Origin of the sequence: Streptomyces sp. NBC_00075, assembly GCF_045041225.1 — a bacterium.
Lineage (GTDB): Bacteria > Actinomycetota > Actinomycetes > Streptomycetales > Streptomycetaceae > Streptomyces > Streptomyces adonidis.
The window spans coordinates 304,743-321,515 of the sequence record NZ_CP108243.1 but is presented as its reverse complement, the minus strand read 5'-3'; the positions used below and the strand labels follow the sequence as shown (position 1 = coordinate 321,515).

Annotated in this window: 13 protein-coding genes and 1 pseudogene; 11 read left to right on the top strand and 3 right to left on the bottom strand. The window is 71.5% G+C overall.

The features are described from left to right. Window positions 1-59: 59 nt before the first annotated feature. The 9 genes from OG787_RS01505 to OG787_RS01465 are packed head-to-tail and all read left to right on the top strand — an operon-like array spanning window position 60 to window position 13,168. Window positions 60-428 carry a hypothetical protein gene (locus OG787_RS01505; RefSeq protein WP_405534047.1) on the top strand — a complete coding sequence of 123 codons (369 nt, stop codon included), beginning with the start codon at window positions 60-62 and terminating at the stop codon, window positions 426-428. Next, a complete protein-coding gene (locus tag OG787_RS01500; RefSeq protein WP_405534046.1) occupies window positions 425-2,155 on the top strand; it encodes a hypothetical protein in 1,731 nt (576 codons plus the stop codon). The genes OG787_RS01505 and OG787_RS01500 overlap by 4 nt, the downstream gene beginning before the upstream one ends. Further along, on the top strand, window positions 2,155-2,466 hold the full coding sequence (locus tag OG787_RS01495; protein ID WP_369034217.1) for a hypothetical protein: 312 nt from the start codon (window positions 2,155-2,157) through the stop codon (window positions 2,464-2,466). The genes OG787_RS01500 and OG787_RS01495 overlap by 1 nt, the downstream gene beginning before the upstream one ends. Then, window positions 2,463-2,852 (top strand): hypothetical protein, encoded by a 390-nt coding sequence (locus OG787_RS01490; RefSeq protein WP_405534045.1) that lies wholly within the window; start codon window positions 2,463-2,465, stop codon window positions 2,850-2,852. Before OG787_RS01495 ends, OG787_RS01490 begins: the two co-directional genes overlap by 4 nt. A 7-nt stretch (window positions 2,853-2,859) precedes the next feature. Next, complete coding sequence (locus tag OG787_RS01485) at window positions 2,860-4,167, top strand: baseplate J/gp47 family protein (RefSeq protein ID WP_369034215.1); 1,308 nt, start codon at window positions 2,860-2,862, stop codon at window positions 4,165-4,167. Continuing rightward, a complete protein-coding gene (locus OG787_RS01480; protein WP_405534044.1) occupies window positions 4,164-7,265 on the top strand; it encodes a LamG domain-containing protein in 3,102 nt (1,033 codons plus the stop codon). Before OG787_RS01485 ends, OG787_RS01480 begins: the two co-directional genes overlap by 4 nt. Then, window positions 7,258-7,884, top strand: coding sequence for a hypothetical protein (locus OG787_RS01475; protein ID WP_369034213.1), 627 nt, complete (start codon window positions 7,258-7,260; stop codon window positions 7,882-7,884). Before OG787_RS01480 ends, OG787_RS01475 begins: the two co-directional genes overlap by 8 nt. Window positions 7,885-7,898: 14 nt before the next feature. Then, window positions 7,899-10,127, top strand: a complete 2,229-nt coding sequence (locus OG787_RS01470; protein WP_405534043.1) for a DNA/RNA non-specific endonuclease — start codon at window positions 7,899-7,901, stop codon at window positions 10,125-10,127. 38 nt (window positions 10,128-10,165) lie between these two features. Further along, window positions 10,166-13,168 (top strand): hypothetical protein, encoded by a 3,003-nt coding sequence (locus OG787_RS01465; protein ID WP_405534042.1) that lies wholly within the window; start codon window positions 10,166-10,168, stop codon window positions 13,166-13,168. A gap of 76 nt (window positions 13,169-13,244) precedes the next feature. Here OG787_RS01465 and OG787_RS01460 read toward each other — a convergent pair whose 3' ends face one another. The 3 genes and pseudogenes from OG787_RS01460 to OG787_RS01450 form a co-directional block, all read right to left on the bottom strand. Then, on the bottom strand, window positions 13,245-14,099 hold the full coding sequence (locus OG787_RS01460) for a BTAD domain-containing putative transcriptional regulator (RefSeq protein ID WP_405534041.1): 855 nt from the start codon (window positions 14,097-14,099) through the stop codon (window positions 13,245-13,247). A gap of 242 nt (window positions 14,100-14,341) precedes the next feature. Beyond that, window positions 14,342-14,866, bottom strand: coding sequence for a phospholipase D-like domain-containing protein (locus OG787_RS01455; protein WP_405534040.1), 525 nt, complete (start codon window positions 14,864-14,866; stop codon window positions 14,342-14,344). Between the two features lie 25 nt (window positions 14,867-14,891). Further along, a pseudogene (locus OG787_RS01450) lies at window positions 14,892-15,158 on the bottom strand (phospholipase D-like domain-containing protein); the annotation flags it as partial. A gap of 396 nt (window positions 15,159-15,554) precedes the next feature. On the opposite strand from OG787_RS01450, the gene OG787_RS01445 reads away from it, so the two are divergent. Next, a complete protein-coding gene (locus OG787_RS01445; RefSeq protein ID WP_369034208.1) occupies window positions 15,555-16,064 on the top strand; it encodes a DinB family protein in 510 nt (169 codons plus the stop codon). A 204-nt stretch (window positions 16,065-16,268) separates the two neighbouring features. Next, window positions 16,269-16,643 (top strand): MFS transporter, encoded by a 375-nt coding sequence (locus OG787_RS01440; protein ID WP_369034207.1) that lies wholly within the window; start codon window positions 16,269-16,271, stop codon window positions 16,641-16,643. Window positions 16,644-16,773 lie beyond the last annotated feature (130 nt).

Below are 16,773 nucleotides of genomic sequence, written 5' to 3'. Positions count from 1 at the left end.
GAATCAGCACCCCAACCAGAACCAGAACCCGAGCAACCAGGTCGAGAAAGGAGGCATCCGTGGTGACGCGCAGTTTTCTCAGGTTGCCGATCGACGCCGACGAGGGTTTCCCGCAGGCGTTCCGGCTGGCCGTGGCCGGCCGCAACTACCAGTTCCGGCTGTACGCCAATGTCGCGGAGGACATCGTCGACAGCGCGCCGTCCGGCCCGCTCGACCTGCCCACCGCGCACGCGTTCCTGGTGCTGTCGGTGGACCGGGAGGAACCCGGCGGGCCGGTCACCATCCTGCGCCGCAAGCTGGTGCCCGACGTGGAGTACCCGGCGGCCGAACTGGCCCTGACCTTCCGGACGATGCGGCTGGACCTCCGCAATCTCAACGCGGCCGGCTCGTTCGGCTCCGAAGTGGTCGGCGGGGTGGCACTCGTATGAGCTTCGTGCTGTGGTACCGGATCGAGATCGCCGAGGCCGAGGTGCCCGGCCTGCCCGGCGGCGCGGTGGCCGGGGGGTCCGGGCTGGGGCTGCCGCTCGCGGTGTCCAACGATGTCCTGAGCGGCTCCCTGGTCATCGACGCGGACATAAACGTGACGATGACCGACGGCGCGGCCGTGGACACGTTCGAGATCAGCCTGATCAACCTGCCCGGCCAGGTCACGGAGCTGATCAAGAACACTCACGCAGCCAAGCCCGTCAACGCCACCATCCACCTCGGGTACTTCGACGAGCCGACGACCAGGACGACGACCACGGGGCAGGTGCTGGTCGGCCGGATCGTCTCCGTGACCGGCGGTGTCGGCGGTGACGGTCTGTCCCGCACGGTGCTCTGCGGCCAGGAGGAAGGTGGATACCTGCTGCGCAGCACGCCGGTGGAGCAGGACCGCCGGGTGGGCACCGAGCTGGTCGACCTGGCCACGTCACTGGCCAAGGCCGCCGGCGTGCAGTTGGCGGCCGGCTCCACGATCGGCGGCGGACTGCGGGACTTCACCGTCCGGGCCGGATCCGCCCTGGACGCCCTCGGCGCGCTCGCGGCGCGGGCGGACGTGCCGCTCGTGGTGCGGGACCGCGCGGTCCATCTCGGCGCGGCGGTCGGTGCGTTCACCGATCCGGCGCCGGTCGTCTTCGACCCGGACACCAACCTGGTCGCCCTCAGCAGCTCGACCGCAGAGGACACCGGGGCGCGTCCGGCCTTTCCGCCTCGCCCCGCAGTGGACGACGTGCCGCTGCCCGAGTCGGCCGTACTGCCGCCGGTGCGCACCACGCTGGAGCTGACCGTGCTCGGCCATCCCGGGCTGCGGGTCGGCCAAGTGGCCGCCACGACCGGCCTGTCCGGCGTACCGACGGGACCGCTGCGGCTGTCCCACGTCGTGCACTCCTTCCGCGTCGGGTCCGGCTACACCGCGCAGCTCCGGCTGATCGCGGCCCGCCCCGGCGAACGGGCGCAGGTCCACACCGGCGTACAGGGCGTGGTGGACCGCTGGCGCGATGTCCTGGACCGCAGCCGTGAGGACCACCCGGCGGTCGATCTCGGGGAGGTGACCGAGTACGCCCCGGGCGCCGACGGCAAGCACATGGCCTCGCTGTACTACGGGCAGCGGCCGGAGCCCGGAGTCGCGGCGCCCAGCGTGGCCGGCCCGATCGACACCGCCGTCGAACTGCACGACAAGCCGGTCGTGTCGCCGTTCGCGTTCCACAAGACCGGGCTGGTCACGCCCGTGTACCCGAAGATGCGCGCGGTCCTGGCGCACAACCGCGGCGACGTCAACGACGCGATGATCACCGGCTTCGTCTGGCCGGACAACCCGGCCCACGAGCGTCCGCCCAACCGGCCGGGCGACCACTGGCTGGCCCTGCCCACCGAACTGGGCGCGGACGACCTGCCGCGCGGCAAGGGCGCCAACGACCTCACCGACGCCGCCGGGCAGCGGGTCATCCAGGTGGCGGCCCTGCACGTACTCGTCGGCACCGACAGCCTGCCCGAGGTCGGTACCCGGCCCGATCCACCCACCGACAACTCGATCACCATCGAACACCAGAGCGGAACGATGATCACAGTGGACTCCGGCGGCGCGGTCACGATCAGTACGGCGGACCGGCCGATCACCCTGACCAACGGTTCGGTCAGCATGAAACTCGACGGCTCCTCCGTGGCGGTGACGTGATGCCCGCCGTCCTGACCGAGGCGTCCACCTTCCGGTGCGACCACCAGGGGACCGCGAAGGCACAGGCCTCCCGGAGTGGGCTGACGGTGGACGGAACGCCGGTACTGGTGGACCAGGATCTGCCGCTCACCCCGATCGTCGGCTGTATCGCGACGCCCAAGTGCGCCCAGGTCGAGGAAGTCACCGCGGGAGTCAGCAGGACTCTGACGGTCGACGGCCGGCCCGTGCTGCTGGCCACCGCACACGGGAAGACCAACGCCGGCCTGTGGCAGGTGGACGTGCCGGGCCAGACAAAACTGGAGGCAGCATGACCACCTCGTTCGGTCGCAGTCTGCTGCTCGACGACGGCGACCTGGTGGTGACGGCCGGGCAGTTGCGGGAAGTCGAGTCGGTCGCCAACCTCAGCCAGGCGCTGACGCTGCGCGTGCTCACCCCGTTCGGGTCCGATCCGTTCAACACCGGCTACGGGCTGGACATCGGCCGGATCTTCACGGGGCCCAACCCGCTGTCGGTGGCGCAGCAGTTGGTGCAGCTGAACCTGGTCCGCACCCTGGGCACCGATCCACGGGTCCGTGACGTCCGCCAGGTCGTCTTCGACGACGCCCAGGATCAGGACCGGCGCGTGTGGACCGTACGGGTCGAACTGGACACGGTGGCGGGCGATCCGCTGACGCTGCTCGTGGACGTGGGGGTGTGAGCGGGGGATGACCGATTTCGGAGTGACCGAGGACGGCTTCGTGCTCAAGCCGGTCGACCGGATCCTCAGTGAGGCGTTCGAGCGGGCCCGTGCCGTCTTCGACGGCATCGACCTGACCACGACCAGCCCGCTGCGAAAGATCCTGGAAGTGACCGCCGCCGAGGACGGCGAACTGTGGAAACGGATGGAGGACCTGTACTACGGCAACTTCATCTCCACCGCCTTCGGCGACAACCTGAACCTGCTCGGCGAGGACATGGGGCTGGCCAGGCCGCACCTGCCCAGCACCGGCACGGTACGGATCACCCTGGTCGGCGGGGCACCCGGCCGGCGCTATGTCGTACCCGAGGGCGCCATCCTGGTCACCGCCGCACCCGTACGCGCCTTCGGCACGACCGCCCAGGTGACCCTGGACGTGACCCAGCGGAACGCCACGGTGGACGTTGTCGCCTTCGAGCCGGGGCCCGACGGGGACGTCCTGGCCGGCGCGATCACCGGCATCGACCCCACGTACCGCTCGATCTTCCTGGCCGACCTGGGCACCGCCACGCTGACCGTGACGAACCCGAAGGCGACCAGCGGTGGCGGCAAGGTGGTCCCCGACGACACCTACCGCGCCCGGCTGGCCGGACTGGCCCGCAATCTGTGGACGGTGGAGTCGGTGGCCCAGGCCGCGCTCGGCGTGAGCGGTGTCCTGGACGTGGTGCTGTCCGATCCGCTCGGCGGGGTGGACGTCTCCCAGAGCTACTTCGGCACGTTCGCCTTCGACCAGCGCGCCTTCAGCTCGGAGGCCAGGCGGATCGGCGAACCGTACTTCTTCAACGTCCTGGTGGCGCACGACTTCCGGGCGCCGTGGCGGACCATCGGCCCCGTGCAGGGGATCTTCGAGCGGGTCACCGCCGCCGTCGACACGGTACGGCCGGTCGGCGTCCACCCGAACATCGTCGAGGCCATCCATGTCGAGGTCGGGGTACGGGCGAAGGTGGTCGTCCAGCCGGGATCGGACGGGGCCGCCCTGCTGGCGTCGATCCGGCAGCGGCTCGCGACCGACATCGGCAGCCTGCGGCTCGGCGGCGACGTCCTGTACTCGCAGGTCGTGCGGGCGTTCGTGGAACAGCCCGGGGTGGCCGACGTACAGCAACTGCACCTGCGGCGCAGCCCGGTGCCGTCCGGTCCGACCGCCTTCGGCGCGGTGGCCCGGCAGAGCGTGACGGTGGAGGCCGAGGTGGGGGAGAACCTGGTCATGGGCCCGACCGAACTGGCGGTCTTCTCGCCCGGCGGGGACGCCCTGGACATCACGCTGGTGACGTCATGACCGCGCCGGGACTCGCCGCGGTCCGGATGAGCAGGAGGCTCACGACACCGTTCGCACGCGGGGCCGACAGCCTGGAGCTGCGGCTGCTGCCGGGCGCGGACCCGTCGGCCGCCGAGGTGGCACCGTACGACTTCACCGAGCACCAGAGCCGGTTCGACCGGCCGCCGGAGCCCAGCCATGTCCTGGCCACGGCACGGGACTTGGCGGCCGACACGACCGTGACGGTGACCTACACCCGGCCGGGCGGACCGCCGGAGACGGTACGGGCGGTCTTCCCGGCCGGGAGCGTGGCCGGTGCCTCCGTCGCGCTCGCGATACCCGTCGACGCGCGGATCCGGGTGACCGGCCTGTGGACGGCACCGGCCCCGGCGGACGAACGCCCGGACCTCGCATGGCGGTTGACCGCGCTGCTGGGCAACACGGCCAAGGTGCTGTGGGTGCTCGGCGGTGAACGCGACCAGCTGCGCGGCCAGTTGGCCCGTACGGTCGCCCAGCGGCAGCTGCCCACGGCGACCGGCCGCAGCCTCGACCTGATCGGCGCCGACCTCGGCGTACCCAGGTTCCCGCCGCTGCCCTACGGGTTCGACGCGGGCACCGTCGCGCTGTACCACCTCGACGACGCCCCCGGGAGCACGGTCGCCCTGGACGTCACCGGGCAGTACCCCGGACGCGTCGGCCATCCCGGTTCCCCCGCGGCTTCGGTGCAGCGCGGCGCGGCCGGGCGGTACGGCGCCGCGTTCGGGTTTCGCGCGCCGGACGCGGTGGTCGACGTGACGACCGACTCCGCGTTCGACATCGCCGCGAACGGCAGCGCCACCGTGGAGTGCTTCGTCCGGCCCGACGCCGACAGCCGCGACGGACAAGTGCTGTCCCGGCACTCGGATCCGGGCGGCACGGGGGCCGGCTGGCTGCTCTCCGTCGGCGAGTTCGACCGTGGCGTGGCCCGGAACCCCCGGCTGCTGGTCAGCGACGGGACCACACCCCCCGTCACACTCTTCGCCGATCTGAGCCTGCCGACGGACGCCTTCACCCACCTCGCAGGAGTGCTGGACCGGACCGCCGGAGAACTCCGGCTCTACGTCGACGGCGTACCGCGGGCCATGGCGCCGCTCGGCCGGCTCGGCGCCGTGGCGAACACCGCGCCGCTGCGGATCGGCCCGGACGGCAGCCGGTTCCGAGGGGTGATCGACGAGGTACGGATCTCCGCCGTGGCCCGGACCGACTTCGCGCCCGTGCTGGGCGAGGCGGACGAGCACTACCGCAGAAGGCTCAGGCTGTTCCGGCGCTGGGCCCTGCCGACCCCGGCCAACCTGGCGTCGATGCTCAACGAACTGGTCGGCACCATCGGCGGGTTGCGCGACCCCCTGGTCGTGCAGGACACCAACGCCACCCTGGTCCGCGGCACCCGCCCGGTACGCATCCGCCCGGTCGCGCTGCGGCCGGGGGAACGCATCGACGCGGCGGGCCGACGCGAGGTGAACGAAGCGGACACGGTCGGCACCGCCGAGCAGGAGGAGCAGTTCGCCCCGGTGTTCCTGCTGCGCTACGACCGACCGGACGTCGACTTCACCGCCCCGCCGCCCGGCGAGATCTCCGCGGACCCGCACCTCGTACAGGTCGGCGTCGCCGACACCCTGGACCGACTGCTCGCCCTGGCGTCCGCCGAGCCGGGCCCCCCGGGCCGACTGCGGATCAGCGCCGCGTTCGATCCCGGCGCGGACGACCTGCGGGCCACCGGACGGGCGGTGCTGCTCGGACACGGCACGATCACGCAAGGACGGCTGGCCGCGCTGGCCCACCGCGCCGGTTTCGACTTCGTGCACTTCCGCCCCGACGAGAAGGGCGACGGGGCGTCGGTCTACGCGGCGCGTGCTCCGGGCGACTACTTCGCCGTCGACCTCACCCCGGCCCCGGCCGGCCCCACCGACCTGGACGTCGGACGGACGGCGCCCCTGTCGCTGCGCCCCGCACCACCCGCGGACTCCGTGCTGCGCTGGCTGACCGTACCGGCCGGCCCCGGACGCGCCACGCTCACCACGACCGGCCCGCTGGGCCGTCCGACGTCGACCACGGACGTACGGGCCACCGCGCCCGGCGGGCTGATCGTCAAGGCGGAGGTGACCCGGGGCAGGCACACCGTGTCCGCGAGCCGGGCACTGCGCATCGGCGTGCCCGACCTCCCGGACGGCGGGACGATCGCGGCCGACGGCACCCTCGGTGCACCGGCCGAAGTGGTAGGCGACCCCGACGAGTTCTTCGACCCGGAGTTCCTGACCCGCCATGACGACCCACGTGTGGACTACGGCGACGATGACAACCACAGCCTCATGCAGCCGACCGTGGGGCGGACGCTGGACGCGCTGCTCGCCGAACTGGACCGGCGGTCGGCGGAGGGTCGGCTCATCGTGGATTCGGCGTACCAGCCCGCCGGGGACGAGTTCGGCGCCCATGGCCGGACGCTGGTCCTGCGGCACACCACCGTCCCGCCGGGCGTACTCGCCGCACTCGCGCATGCCGTCGGGTTCGGCCATGTCGAGCGGGCAGACGCCACCGTGGTCGTACGGCAGGCTCCCGGGGAGCTTGTCGTGGTCCAAGGGCCGGAGGACAGCCCGGTCATCGAGGTGGACGAGGGCGAGTCGGTCGGGGTGTCGGTGCGGCCGGTGCTGGTGAGCGACGGATCGGGAGGCGCGGGCCGGGTCCGGCTCGGCTGGGCGACGGGCACCTTCGACACCGCCCGCGCCACCCTGGGCAACCCCAAGCAGACGGCCACGCTCCTGCGCGGCGACTCGGCGGGGGAGGCCTGGGTGCAGGCCGGCTATCTGCTCGGCGACCTGCCCGCCCCGTACACCTTCCGGGTCGGGCTGCGGCCCGAGCTGGACAACCCGGACACGGTGATCTCCAAGGACCAGTACGACCTGATCCTGAACATCCTCAACGCCCTGCACCCGGTGGGCATCGAGGTCAACACCCAGCTGATCCGCGATCACACCGTCGAGGTCCGCGGCAATCTCGCCGAGGTCAACCCCGACTTCACCTTTCCCAAGTTCCGCATCCGCAGCGTGCTGCCACCGCTACGAAGGGACAACACTCGTGGCTGACTTCAGTTACACGCCGAAATTCCACCACTTCGCCTGGGTCGACAACATCGACCGCTGCGAGGCCGGCGGCACGAACGGCTTCAACATCCGGTTCGAGACCATCGAGAACGACCTCCAGGGCGTGTCCACGGTCGTCGCACAGATCGGCACCGAACTCGACCGGCTGGCCGCCCGGGTGCCCACCGTGCCCCGCACGGCCATCGCCTCGTTCGCCCCGACACTGCATCCCGTGCAGGACTCGGGGCCGTGGGCACTGCGGAGCTCGGGGAACGCCGTGGCACCGACGTCCGGCCCGCCCGCCGGGGCGCTGGCCCTGGCGTTGCCCGACCGGGTGACCATGACCTCGGTGCGGGTCCGTGGCCGGGGCGCGGCGCCCAGTGGACAGAACACGGCCTTCTTCCTCAACCGGGTGTCCCTGACCGACGGCGCCGTCCAGAAGGTCGTGTCCTTCGACACCCGCACGGTTCCGCTCGACACCGAGGTGCCCCTGACCCCGTCCGAGGTCAATGTCGTCGACCTCGCGAACTACCGCTATGTGATCTCGGCGAACAGCGGAGTGGGCACCGCCTCCGACCCGGTCACCCTGGTGGCGTTCCAGATCACCTACACCAACCCCTGAGGGACCGATCCCCCATGCCGATCGACTGCCATGTCCCCATATCCGTCCGGATGGTGGGGGAGCCGACCCCGGCACAGCTGGAGCAGCTCGGCCGGGCACTGGCCCGTACCGTGGCGGCGCGAGTGGCGCAGGTGGAGCGGGTGCTGGCCGAGCGGCACCGCTTCGAGGCAGGGACCGCTCCGCCGGTGCGGGAGCGGTACGAGCCGGGCCGGGACGCGGCGAGCGACCGGGGCGGTGCCCAGGTGCCCAGCTACGACAACGGTGGCCGTCCCGTCACCGTGCCTGTGCGGGGCGCGTCGGCAGCACGGGCGGGCGCGCACCGCCGAGCGCATGCCGGGCCACGGTTCGAGGACCGGCTCCTGCTGGAAGCGAGCGTGTTCCTGAGGATCGGCAGTCGCCGAGACCTGGCCCGGCTCCGGCGGGTCGTGGACTGGTACGCCGACACCGTCGACTACCAGGCGTTCACCGAGGCATTGAGGCGCGACGGGCTCGAATCCTTCTTCCTCGGCATGCAGGCGCCGCCGACCGGGGCAGCCAGGCCGCTCCCGTCGACCACCCTGAGCGCCGACACCATCCGGATGCTCTACGGGCCCACCCCGGAGGACCCCGACCACTGGAAGTCGCTCACCTTCGAGGAACGGCGAGCCCCCATCACGGTCGGCGACCGGACGCATCTGACGGTGCGTGACCGGACCGAGGTGATCGAGGGTCGGGGAGACCAGGCCAACACGCATGTCGTCGTGCACGAGCACAGCTGGGAGATGACCCCCCAGGCGCTGCACGCCTTTCTCGTCGGGACGGTCGGCGGGCGGTTGACGCCCTTCGAGGAGTACCTGGTGGCGAACTGGAACGAGGTGAAGCCGGTCCCGCAGTTCGACGGCCCGCACATCGTCGGCTACTACACCGTGTCCGGCGGCAGTGGCCGCCGTGAGCACCGGATCCACGACGTGAACGGGGACGTGGCCGACTTCTGGCTCAGTGAGGCGGCCCTGGTCGACGAGGGGCTCGGACCGATCGAGTACCTCCTCATGGGCAGGGCCGCGGTCAAGCTCGGGAGCCTGGCGTTACGGTCCGGAGCGCGACTCCTGGCGTCCGGCGCGAGCAGCGCGTACGTCAGGAACACCCTGCTCGCGCTGCGCCTGACCACGCGCCGTCTCGGCCGGCCGCTGGGCGCCGCGATGGAGGGCACCGAGGCCGGGATGGCAGTGCCGGGAATCGGCGCCGGGCGGCCCGTGGCGGCGCTCACCGCGCGCGAGGCGTCGTCAGCGGGCGTCCCGGTTCCGGTTCGGGGATCTCCTTCCGCCGCCGTTCCGCGGACCCCGTCGTCGGCGCCGCCCCGGCACGTCGCGTCCGGACGTGACGTGCCCAGAGGCGACGCGGCCACGTCCGCGGCCCGGCAGGGCAGTCCGGCGCCGGTCGCGCCCCCTCCCCGTACCGCTGCTCCCGGCGCGACCGCTCCGGGGACGGCCGGTGCACGCGCCGGGGCCGACACTCAGGCCGGCCCTGCCGTGGCCCGCGTCGTCGCCGTGACCACCGTCGACCGGACGGGCGTACGACGGGCCACCGGCGCCGCAGCCACTCCCGACGCCCCCGGTACCGCGCCGGGGTTCAAGGCCCGCGAGGAGGCCGCGCGAGTCGTGACGGGCCGGGGAACCTCCATGGAGGCGCGGGTGATGGGGGAGCGCGGGATGCACGTGGAGACCATGCCGAGCCGGTCCGATGGCCGTCGACCAGCGGCCTCCGGCTCCTCCGTTTCCTCGGCGTCCCGGCAGACAGCCGTCGCGTTCGCGGACCGCGTCCACGTGGGCGATCTGGAGAACGGTCTGCCCACCGGCACGATGGGCGAACTCACCCCGGCCGACCTGAACACCGGCACCTCCTCGGCACACGACGTCAACCCCGTGGGCCAGCAACCCGAAGGCGTGGCCAGGTACGGCGCCCGCAAGGGCCATCTCCTCGCCAACGTGATGGGCGGCTCGGGGCGCGACCTCGGGAACCTCGCCTGGATGCACGTACTGGTCAACAACTCCTCGTTCAAGACCGCCTTCGAGAACCCGGTCATCAGGGCGCTCCGCGAGGGGCACAACGTCCGGTTCGGGGTGCGCCCCAAGTTCCGTGGGCGCGAAGTGGCGCCGTACGAGATCGAGGTCTGGGCGACGACCGCGACCGGACGGGTCGTCGTCCCGGTGCGGAACATCCGTACGCCCGGCCTGAGCGACCTGTCCCACAATCCGGCCGACTGACCGGGCCGGTGGACAGGAAAGCGGAGAAGGAGAGCGCGATGAAGCGGCAGTACCACCTCCCCGACGGCGTCGACGGGGCCCACGCCCTGTCCGACACCATGTCCCGGCAGACAGGACGGCAGCTCGTCACGACGGTGCTGACCGGTGTCGCGCGAGGTGTGCGCACGGCGGTCCCCGAGGAGGTGGCCGTGCCCGTCGGCCCCGCCCGGCGGCCCGCCCGGGAGCCGTTCGACCGGCCCGGCGGCCGGTACGCCGTACCCAGCTACGACGACAACGGCCGCCCCGTGGCCGTCACGCTGCACCCGCAGGTGGCAGGCGCCCAGGACCCCGGCCCCGCCGCCTTCGAGACCGACGACGAGCTGCGCGGGAACCCGGACGTCGAGGAGATCCGGCATTCGCCCGAGATGCGCCGGTACTTCGGACTGCGCGACCACTACCTGCGGCTCCACCCGCGCCATCGGCTGCCGGACTTCGCCCCGCTGCGACTGCACCAACTCGCCGCACTGACGCGCGTGTACGGCAGGCTCCAGCAGCTCTCCGAGCTGGACTGGACCCTGTTGGAGCAGCGGAGCGGTTCCGAAGTCCCGCCCGGGGACTGGGACTTGGCGGGCGCCCGGCTCGACGACTTCCTGAAGAGCGACGAGCGGGCCCGTGCCATCCGTGACGCGGCGGCGCGGGACGCGGCGATCGACACGGCGCACAGGCGGGTCAGTCCGGTCCGGGAGGCGCGGGCCATCGGGCGGCTCAACGGCCTGGAGAAGCTCTACGAGACCATCAAGTTCTACGAGGGCCTCCCGAACGACCGCCCGGACAGGGAAGGGTTCGACACGACGAGGAAGCAGGATGCGAAGGACGACATGCTGCGCGCCCTGCGTGCGGCGGACTTCGCCGGCCTCGACGCCTTCGACGACGCCGTCCGCGCGCTGCGCGAGGTCGTGCGGGAACGTGCGGTCGGTATCGCGCTCGCCACCATGAAGGAGAGCGAGCGGGTGCTCCGGGCGGAACTCCACCGCTACCGGGAGCCCGGGGTGCTCGTGGCGCTGGCCGGTGAACTCGCGGCGATGCGGCGCCCGCCCGCGCCCTCCGTGGACGCCGTGCTGAAACTGATCGGCGACTATCCGATCCTCCGCGACCCGGTGGCGCTGCGGGGCGCGTTGGGGGCCCGGGTGCCGGACCTCCTCGGCGACCTGCTGCGACAGAACGCCCAGGCACAGCTCGCCAACATCGACGGCGTCCGGGCCACCCTGGGGGAGGACCGCGAAGAGGTCTTCGGCCTCAACCACATCATCGACGAGGCACTGGACCAGCTGGGGCTGCCCGCGAACTCCGTACAGGCGCTGGTCGTCCGGGACCGGCGGGCCGCGCCGCGAAACCTCGTACGGGCGGCGGTCGACCTGCTGCTGCTCGTCCTCAGCTTCGCTGGTGGACCGCTGGCGGCGGTGGGCTACGCGGCGCGCGCGGTCGTCCTCGCGCTACAGATCCATGACGTGGTGAAACTGGACGGGGAGGAGCACCGGCAGCGGGCGCGGTCCCACGCGGGCACGCCGCTCGCCACCACTCCTGCCCCCAGGGGCCACGGGTGGGAGCTGTTCGCGCTGTTCACCTCGATCGGCGAAGCGGTCCCCGGCGCTCTCCGGGCACTGCACCCGCGTGGCACCCGGCTGTCGGCGAAGGCCGGGGAGCTGCTGTCGGCGGGCACCGTGCGCCAGGGGAGCCGTTGGGGATTCCTGCCCGGGACCCGGTTCGCCGAGGCCGGTCCCGGCCGGGTGGCCATCTGGCACCCGGACTTCCCCGACGAGGTGTTCAGCCTCGACGCCACCGGTCTCACCCGGTACCGCAAGGTCAACGGGGTCGTCGAGCAGACCGGGCACTGGCCGCTGTCCACCGCGAACACCGCCGCTGGTACAGCCGCGACGCCCACGTCCAGGAGCGCCCTCGTCCGCCCCGACACGCGAGCGCTCCCCGCACCGGCCGATCCGATACCCCGCCTCGGAGCGAAACGGCCGGGATTCGGCTCGCTCGGAGCCATGTCCCGGCTGTCACCTGCGACCGCCGCCGCCGAGGCACGACTGCGGGAGGTCATCGAGCAGTTGGCCGAGCGCACCAAGAAGGCCGAGGCCGGCTTCGAACGATTCGCCGACGGCGACCGCAAGAAACTACTGCTCGGGCGGGCCGACGCCCTGGCCAAGCGACTCACCTCGTACGACGAACGCCTCACGGTCGGCCTCTCCGGCCACCGGAAGCAGTGGACGGAGCCCGCGATGGACGCGGAGGTGCGCGAGGCCATCGGCTGGGTCGAGCGGAGGATCCACGGCGTCACGAACCAGGTACGGAGGTTGGAACTTCAGGTGACGCCGGTGCCGTTCCCGACCGCCGCCCAGCAGGAGGTGATCGACCGTTACGTCCGGGAACTCGCCGAGCTGCGCGACCTCCAGGCACGTGTTGCGAAGGGCGACGCGACCGCCCTCGCACAGCGCGACGCGGTCCGCGACGGACTGATCCGGCTGGAACTGCGGGCGGCGCGTCACGCGCCGGGCGAGGAAACCCTGCTCTTCCACATCGAGTCGCTCGCGCGAGCACGGCGCATCCTGCTCGGCAAGGACAAACTCGACGCCACCGTGGCGGGCCGCAGGACCGACCGGCCGACCGCGGCCACCGTCCTGCCGGGCGGTCTGGCCAACCGGACGTACGGCGAGATCGTCGCCGGCATCGGGAGGCCGCCCAGGATCGAGCTGCCGCAAGGTGCCCGGCAGCCGCACGCTCCCCGTGCGGAGGTCACAGGTGCCGTGACGCTCACCTGGGTGTTCAGGGATGGCAGCATCATCCGCATCGACGTCCCGGGCCCCGGCACACGGGCGTTCGTGAGCGGCAGCCGGCCCCATGTCGCCCGGATCGGTCCCGGCGACGTCCACTACGACGACCAGGGCATCGCGGTCCCGGACGACTCGACGCCCGCTCACATACCGCTGCGGGTTGTCGGGCGGTCGGACCCCCTGTACGGCGCGATCGAAGCCGCCCGCAACGCGGCGACCCGGAAATGAGGAACCGGCCGGCGGTCCCTGGCGACGAGGCCAGGAACCGCCGACCGGGGTCCCTCCGTACGACCTTGACGTGATGTCAGACAGCCGCACCCGACGGCACGAAGGGCGAGCCGTGGTCCGGCGCGTCCGCACCGACCCCCTGGTCGCCACCCCAGGTGGGCCTCCCGCCGCCCGACGGCCGCCCGCCACGCCCCAGCGCGGTGTCGTGCCGAAGGATCTGCCGATGGATCTCGACAAGCCCCGGCGACGGCTCGACCCCGTGATCCTCGATCAGTACGGCACGCGCGAGCTGGAACGCGGACAACGCCTCGGCCTGCCTGCCCGAGCGGTACAGCGCGGTCATCAGCTGGCCCCACAGCACCTCCCGGGTGGGATGGGCCCGCACCAACCCTTCGAGTTCGACGGCCACTTGGGCGTCGAGGCCCATGACCAGCGCGGCCTCGATCCGTGCCTCGATCGCCGACATCCGGGTCCGCTCCAGCCGGGTCGCCTCCGCCGCGATCGCCGGATGGCGGTCGAACTCGGCGAAGGCATCACCACGCCACAGACCCAGCGCGGTCGTCAGCCGCTGAACGGCGAGCTGCGGCTGCTGCGCCGCCAGCGCCTGCCGGCCGGACGCCGCCAGGCGTTCGAACCGCACGGCGTCGACCACCGTCGGATCCACCCGCAGCTGATAGCCCGGCGGCCGGGTTATCAGCAGCCCCTCCGCACCGGCGGCGCAGCGCAGAGCGGTGCGCAGCCTCGACACATAGGTGCGTACGGTCCGGTGCGCGTCCGCGGGCGGAAACGCACCCCACAATTCGGCCGCCAGCGCCCCCACGCTCACGGTCCGACCGGGCGCGACCGCCAACCGGGCGAGAACGCACCGCAGTTGAGGACCGCCAAGATCCACGGACCTGCCGTCGACGACGGTCTCCAACGGTCCGAGCACACGTAATTCCAGTACACCTGTCTCCGATGTCACGTTCGCCCCCGCGATTGACATATGTGGTTCGGGAAGGGAGTAAGGAGAGGGGTCAGCATCTCCTCGACGATGTCCGATTTCCGGTGGACAGCGTGGCATGCGGAAAGTCCCCTGTCGCGCTCTGTTCCGCTCAGCGGACCAGGATCACCAGCGGCGCGACCTGGGACTTCGCCCGTGAATCCGGACTGTGCCGCCTGTCTGACGACGGGTCAGGCGGCAGTGCCGCCCGCATAGTCGCCGTCGAAGGTGTTCTCCACGGTGGTGGCTACCGCCTGTGCCACCCCCGTGCCCGTGAGGATGATGCCCAACTCCCGGTTGTTGGCGAGGGAGTTGCTGCTGATGTTCATGGAACCCGCCTCCACCTCCTGGGTGGACAGGCCGTAGTCGGCGACCATCGCCTTGGCGTGGATGTAGAAGCCGTCGGGGTCGGAGTATCCGACGACGGTGCCGCCGGCCGCCTCGACGGCGGACACCTGGCTGGAATAACTGCCGGGGCTCTCCAGGACCACCCGTACGGCGACGCCCGCCTTCGCTCTGGCCACCACGGCGTTGACCACCGCGCTGTCGCTGAACTCCAGTTCCTCGATGTCGAGCGTCGTCGTGGCGCCGTTGATCAGGGACAGCAGGCGGTTGCGGGAGTCGGTGGGGGGACCAGAGCAGATGGTCCCCGTCGGTCGGGGTGATCGTGGTGTGGGCGTAGTCGGCGGCGAAGACCTTCTCGATCGCGGCGACATCGCGGCTGTCGTCGTCGAACACGCCGTAGTCGCGGCCCGTCGGGTAGTACTGCGAGGTGAGATTGCCGGTGAGGATCAGCGACTTGGCGCCGTCCACCGTGATGGTCTTCTGGTGGGTGTAGACGAAGGTGGACGCCGACCAGACCACGCCCACGCCCGCGCCCGTCAGGGCGTTGTACGCCGACTGGTTGGCGGACTGGTGCGCGCCGTCCAGGACGACCCGTACCGTGACGCCCTTGTTCTCCAGGGCGATGAGGTCGTCGACGGCCGTGGTGTCCTCCAGCTCGTACATGGTCATGTCGAGGGAAGAGGAAGCCGAGTTGATGAAGTCGTAGACGGTGGGCTGGCTGTCGCTGCGCGAGAAGGTGAACGCCGAGTAGCTCGCGGCGTTCGCGGGGACGGCGGTGGCGAACACGGCGGCACCGGCCGCCAGCGCGACGCCCGCACGGCCGAGGGTCTTCCACAACATGCGTGACTCCTGGTCCGGTTGACACCCACCTGGGGGGATGGTGGGCGCGTGCATGTCACCACGCGCGTAGATCGTCGAGGAAGAGGAACTGGGTGAACGCGGAGTTTCCGGTGGGCCGTGTCGGCGGATAATACGGACTTCGCGCAGGTGGGGCGTGGTTCATGTGATCCCCGTACACTCGCAAAATCTTCCTACAGGCACGGACGAGGAGCACGACCGGTGACCAGCGACACCCGCACAGGACCGCCCAGTTTCGGCAGCGAACGCGAGATGCTGCGGGCCTTTCTCGACTACCACCGGGCGACCCTCGCCATGAAGTGCGAGGGTCTCACCGACGAGGAGTTGAGGCAGCGCTCGATGCCCCCGTCCACGCTGTCGCTGCTCGGCCTGGTGCGGCACCTGGCGGAGGTGGAGCGTGCCTGGTTCCGCCGGGTGTTCGAGGACAACGACGCGCCCATGGTCTGGTCCGACCGGATCGACTTCCAGGCGGCGTACGACGCGAGCGCCTCGACGAGGGAGGAGGCGTTCACTGCCTGGGAGGCCGAGGTGGAGAACTCTCGCCGGATCGAGCGGGAGGCCGACTCCCTTGACCTGGCCGGTTATCAGCCTCGATGGGAGGAGGAGGTGTCGCTGCGGATGGTGATGGTCCATGTGCTCCTGGAGTACGGCCGCCACAACGGGCACGCGGACTTCCTGCGCGAGGGCGTCGACGGCACGGTGGGCGCCTGAACCGGCCTCAGGTGCGAGGGCTCAACGGGCCGATGCGGTAGGGGACTTCGTCACCGGTGCCGCGCTGACCGGAGCAGGGACGGCCATGGGCAACGTGCTGGTGCCGGCGGTCATCAAATGCGTGTTCCCGCACCGCGTGGGCTCGCTCACCGGCCTGTCGATGATGCTGCTGTCGGTCGGCGGCGCCGCCGGAGCGGCCTGGCCGTGCCCCTGGACCACCTGGGCGGTTGGCGACTGGCCCTGGCCCTGGCCCTGTGGGCGGTCCCGTCGCTGATCGCGGCCCTGGTGTGGGGCCCGCTGGCGCTTCGCGGGCGTAAGCGGACACCGAGACCGCCGGGCGCCCCCGCCTCCTCGGCCACGGGCCCTCACCCGTCGGCCGTGACGGAAGCCCGTGCGGAGAAGGGGTCGTTGCTGCGCTCGCCGCCGGCCTGGTCCTTGATGGTCTTCATGGGCATGACGTCGCTGATGTTCTACACGCTCATGGCATGGCTGCCCGAGATCATGCACGACCACGGGTTCGCGCCCGCCACTGCCGGGATGATGAACTCGGTGATCATCATCATCGGCTCACGACGGTGACGAGCACCCTGCCGGGCAGGTGCGACCGGAACCACACCGCAGTCCGCCACCGGAATAATGCGTTGACGCCCCAGGGAGGTGTCTTGTTAGCCTCAAGGCGTCGTTCTGATTGGTTCTGGGCCTGCACGCC